Source organism: Mycolicibacterium iranicum, from assembly GCF_002101705.1.
Taxonomy (GTDB): Bacteria; Actinomycetota; Actinomycetes; order Mycobacteriales; family Mycobacteriaceae; genus Mycobacterium; species Mycobacterium iranicum.
Genome location: NZ_LQPC01000057.1, coordinates 1 through 5,457 on the forward strand (window position 1 = coordinate 1; position 5,457 = coordinate 5,457).

3 rRNA genes are annotated in these 5,457 nt (G+C 56.3%); all 3 read left to right on the forward strand.

Annotation, left to right across the window (positions count from 1 at the left end):
* Positions 1–176: 176 nt before the first annotated feature.
* Positions 177–1,686 (forward strand): 16S ribosomal RNA (locus AWC12_RS27145).
* A gap of 413 nt (positions 1,687–2,099) precedes the next feature.
* Positions 2,100–5,220: ribosomal RNA gene (locus tag AWC12_RS27150) — 23S ribosomal RNA — on the forward strand.
* A gap of 116 nt (positions 5,221–5,336) precedes the next feature.
* Positions 5,337–5,449, forward strand: a 5S ribosomal RNA gene (gene rrf / locus AWC12_RS27155).
* The 16S, 23S and 5S rRNA genes sit together here, the layout of an rRNA operon.
* Positions 5,450–5,457 lie beyond the last annotated feature (8 nt).

A 5,457-nucleotide genomic window follows, 5' to 3' on the forward strand; every position in this document is an offset into this window, starting at 1 on the left:
TGTTGTTTGAGAACTCAATAGTGTGTTTGGTGGTTTTTGTTTGTTGTTTTTGTCGTGCCCCGGATTTTCCCGTTTGTGGGGTGCGATGTTTTTTGGATGCCAGTTTTGGTGTCTGTTGTTTGTGATCGGATTTTTCTGATTCGGATTCTGCCTGCGCCTTTGGGTGTGGGGGTTTTTGTTTGGAGAGTTTGATCCTGGCTCAGGACGAACGCTGGCGGCGTGCTTAACACATGCAAGTCGAACGGACCCTTTGGGGTTAGTGGCGAACGGGTGAGTAACACGTGGGTGATCTGCCCTGCACTTTGGGATAAGCCTGGGAAACTGGGTCTAATACCGGATAGGACTACGCACTGCATGGTGTGTGGTGGAAAGCTTTTGCGGTGTGGGATGGGCCCGCGGCCTATCAGCTTGTTGGTGGGGTGATGGCCTACCAAGGCGACGACGGGTAGCCGGCCTGAGAGGGTGACCGGCCACACTGGGACTGAGATACGGCCCAGACTCCTACGGGAGGCAGCAGTGGGGAATATTGCACAATGGGCGCAAGCCTGATGCAGCGACGCCGCGTGAGGGATGACGGCCTTCGGGTTGTAAACCTCTTTCGCCAGGGACGAAGCGCAAGTGACGGTACCTGGAGAAGAAGGACCGGCCAACTACGTGCCAGCAGCCGCGGTAATACGTAGGGTCCGAGCGTTGTCCGGAATTACTGGGCGTAAAGAGCTCGTAGGTGGTTTGTCGCGTTGTTCGTGAAAACTCACAGCTTAACTGTGGGCGTGCGGGCGATACGGGCAGACTGGAGTACTGCAGGGGAGACTGGAATTCCTGGTGTAGCGGTGGAATGCGCAGATATCAGGAGGAACACCGGTGGCGAAGGCGGGTCTCTGGGCAGTAACTGACGCTGAGGAGCGAAAGCGTGGGGAGCGAACAGGATTAGATACCCTGGTAGTCCACGCCGTAAACGGTGGGTACTAGGTGTGGGTTTCCTTCCTTGGGATCCGTGCCGTAGCTAACGCATTAAGTACCCCGCCTGGGGAGTACGGCCGCAAGGCTAAAACTCAAAGGAATTGACGGGGGCCCGCACAAGCGGCGGAGCATGTGGATTAATTCGATGCAACGCGAAGAACCTTACCTGGGTTTGACATGCACAGGACGCCGGCAGAGATGTCGGTTCCCTTGTGGCCTGTGTGCAGGTGGTGCATGGCTGTCGTCAGCTCGTGTCGTGAGATGTTGGGTTAAGTCCCGCAACGAGCGCAACCCTTGTCTCATGTTGCCAGCACGTTATGGTGGGGACTCGTGAGAGACTGCCGGGGTCAACTCGGAGGAAGGTGGGGATGACGTCAAGTCATCATGCCCCTTATGTCCAGGGCTTCACACATGCTACAATGGCCGGTACAAAGGGCTGCGATGCCGTGAGGTGGAGCGAATCCTTTCAAAGCCGGTCTCAGTTCGGATCGGGGTCTGCAACTCGACCCCGTGAAGTCGGAGTCGCTAGTAATCGCAGATCAGCAACGCTGCGGTGAATACGTTCCCGGGCCTTGTACACACCGCCCGTCACGTCATGAAAGTCGGTAACACCCGAAGCCGGTGGCCTAACCCTTGTGGAGGGAGCCGTCGAAGGTGGGATCGGCGATTGGGACGAAGTCGTAACAAGGTAGCCGTACCGGAAGGTGCGGCTGGATCACCTCCTTTCTAAGGAGCACCACGAGAATCAGGCCCGCCCGCATCGTGTGGGAGTTCGGTGACCTTGGTCGAATCGTGAAGATGGCTTGTTCTCTGTAGTGGAGGCAGGTCTGGTGCATGCAACAAACGTGAGAAGTGGTGTGGGAACACTGCTTTGAGGAATTGCCGGACACACTATTGGGCTTTGAGACAACAGGCCCGTGCCCCTTTTTTGTGGGGGTGGCTCCGCGTTGGTGGGGTCGGCGTGTTGTTGCCCTGCTTTGGTGGTGGGGTGTGGTGTTTGATTTGTGGATAGTGGTTGCGAGCATCTGAGCATGCTGGTCTTTGTGGGCTGGTGTGTTCGGTGTAATGCAAATTTTCTGATAAATCCCGGCTTCTCCCTTTTGTGGGAGGGGTTGGGTGACTCATTTTTTGGTTTTGTGTTGTAAGTGTTTAAGGGCGCATGGTGGATGCCTTGGCACTGGGAGCCGATGAAGGACGTGGGAGGCTGCGATATGCCTCGGGGAGCTGTCAACCGAGCGTGGATCCGAGGATGTCCGAATGGGGAAACCCGGCACGAGTGATGTCGTGTCACCCAACGCTGAATATATAGGCGTTGGGGGGGAACGCGGGGAAGTGAAACATCTCAGTACCCGTAGGAAGAGAAAACAAAAGTGATTCCGTTAGTAGTGGCGAGCGAACGCGGAGGATGGCTAAACCGTGTGCATGTGATACCCGGCGGGGGTTGTGTGTGCGGTGTTGTGGGACATTTCTTCTTCTGCCCGCCGGCAGGAGCGAAAGTGATAAACCGTGGGGTTAGGTGAAGTGGTCTGGGATGGCCTGTCGGAGAGGGTGAGAGCCCCGTAACCGAAAACTTCGCGGCTTTCGTGAGATTGTTCCCGAGTAGCAGCGGGCCCGTGGAATCTGCTGTGAATCTGCCGGGACCACCCGGTAAGCCTGAATACTTCCCAGTGACCGATAGCGGATGAGTACCGTGAGGGAATGGTGAAAAGTACCCCGGGAGGGGAGTGAAATAGTACCTGAAACCGTGCGCTTACAATCCGTCAGAGCCTTCTCTTTTGAGTGGGGTGATGGCGTGCCTTTTGAAGAATGAGCCTGCGAGTCAGGGACATGTCGCGAGGTTAACCCGGGTGGGGTAGCCGTAGCGAAAGCGAGTCTGAATAGGGCGTATCCAATCCGTTGGGGTTGGTGTAGTGGTGTGTTCTGGACCCGAAGCGGAGTGATCTACCCATGGCCAGGGTGAAGCGCGGGTAAGACCGCGTGGAGGCCCGAACCCACTTAGGTTGAAGACTGAGGGGATGAGTTGTGGGTAGGGGTGAAAGGCCAATCAAACTCCGTGATAGCTGGTTCTCCCCGAAATGCATTTAGGTGCAGCGTCGCAGTGTTCGTGTTGGAGGTAGAGCTACTGGATGGCCGATGGGCCTCACAAGGTTACTGACGTCAGCCAAACTCCGAATGCCGACACGGTGTAATGCGGCAGTGAGACGGCGGGGGATAAGCTCCGTGCGTCGAGAGGGAAACAGCCCAGATCGCCGGCTAAGGCCCCTAAGCGTGTGCTAAGTGGAAAAGGATGTGCAGTCGCGAAGACAACCAGGAGGTTGGCTTAGAAGCAGCCACCCTTGAAAGAGTGCGTAATAGCTCACTGGTCAAGTGATTGTGCGCCGATAATGTAGCGGGGCTCAAGCACACCGCCGAAGCCGCGGCAGCGTATTTATACGCTGGGTAGGGGAGCGTCCTGCACTCCGGTGAAGCAGCCTGGTAATGGAGCTGTGGAGGGTGTGGGAGTGAGAATGCAGGCATGAGTAGCGATAAGGCAAGTGAGAACCTTGCCCGCCGAAAGACCAAGGGTTCCTGGGCCAGGCCAGTCCGCCCAGGGTGAGTCGGGACCTAAGGCGAGGCCGACAGGCGTAGTCGATGGACAACGGGTTGATATTCCCGTACCCGTGTGTGAGCGTCCCTGATGAATCACCGGTACTAACCGCCCAAAACCAGAATCACTGATCCCTTCGGGGTGATGGTTTCTGGGGCTGCGCGGGACCTTCGGTGGTAGTAGTCAAGCGATGGGGTGACGCAGGAAGGTAGCCGTACCGGTCAGTGGTAATACCGGGGTAAACCTGTAGGGAGAACGATAGGCAAATCCGTCGTTCAGTAATCCTGAGAGGTGATGCATAGCCGAGTGAGGCGAATTCGGTGATCCTATGCTGTCGAGAAAAGCCTCTAGCGAGCGCACACACGGCCCGTACCCCAAACCAACACAGGTGGTCAGGTAGAGAATACCGAGGCGTACGAGTGAACTATGGTTAAGGAACTCGGCAAAATGCCCCCGTAACTTCGGGAGAAGGGGGACCCCCACACCGTCAACCGGCTTGCCCGGGGCAGCGGGAGGGGGTGGCACAAACCAGTGAGAAGCGACTGTTTACTAAAAACACAGGTCCGTGCGAAGTCGCAAGACGATGTATACGGACTGACGCCTGCCCGGTGCTGGAAGGTTAAGAGGACCCGTTAACCCTTTGGGGTGAAGCGGAGAATTTAAGCCCCAGTAAACGGCGGTGGTAACTATAACCATCCTAAGGTAGCGAAATTCCTTGTCGGGTAAGTTCCGACCTGCACGAATGGCGTAACGACTTCTCAACTGTCTCAACCATAGACTCGGCGAAATTGCATTACGAGTAAAGATGCTCGTTACGCGCGGCAGGACGAAAAGACCCCGGGACCTTCACTACAACTTGGTATTGGTGCTCGATACGGTTTGTGTAGGATAGGTGGGAGACTGTGAAGCAGTCACGCCAGTGATTGTGGAGTCATTGTTGAAATACCACTCTGATCGTATTGGGCCTCTAACCTCGAACCGTCTATCCGGTTCAGGGACAGTGCCTGGTGGGTAGTTTAACTGGGGCGGTTGCCTCCTAAAATGTAACGGAGGCGCCCAAAGGTTCCCTCAACCTGGACGGCAATCAGGTGTTGAGTGTAAGTGCACAAGGGAGCTTGACTGCGAGACGGACATGTCAAGCAGGGACGAAAGTCGGGACTAGTGATCCGGCACCTCTGAGTGGAAGGGGTGTCGCTCAACGGATAAAAGGTACCCCGGGGATAACAGGCTGATCTTCCCCAAGAGTCCATATCGACGGGATGGTTTGGCACCTCGATGTCGGCTCGTCGCATCCTGGGGCTGGAGCAGGTCCCAAGGGTTGGGCTGTTCGCCCATTAAAGCGGCACGCGAGCTGGGTTTAGAACGTCGTGAGACAGTTCGGTCTCTATCCGCCGCGCGCGTCAGAAGCTTGAGGAAACCTGTCCCTAGTACGAGAGGACCGGGACGGACGAACCTCTGGTCTACCAGTTGTCCCACCAGGGGCACCGCTGGATAGCCACGTTCGGACAGGATAACCGCTGAAAGCATCTAAGCGGGAAACCCCCTCCAAGACCAGGCTTCTCACCCATTCAGTGGGATAAGGCCCCCCGCAGACCACGGGATCGATAGACCAGACCTACAAGACCAGCAATGGTCGCAGGGAACTGGCACTAACCGGCCGAAAACTTACAACAAACACAACAAAACCTCGCAACCACACCACAAACCACACCACCCCCACCACCAAAAACAGGGGCCCACAAACTTCCCCCAACAACCAGGGGGACACTCAAAAACGAGTGAATAAAGTTACGGCGGTAATAGCGGCAGGGAAACGCCCGGACCCATCCCGAACCCGGAAGCTAAGCCTACCAGCGCCGATGATACTACCCACCCGGGTGGAAAAGTAGGACACCGCCGAACACAAATTA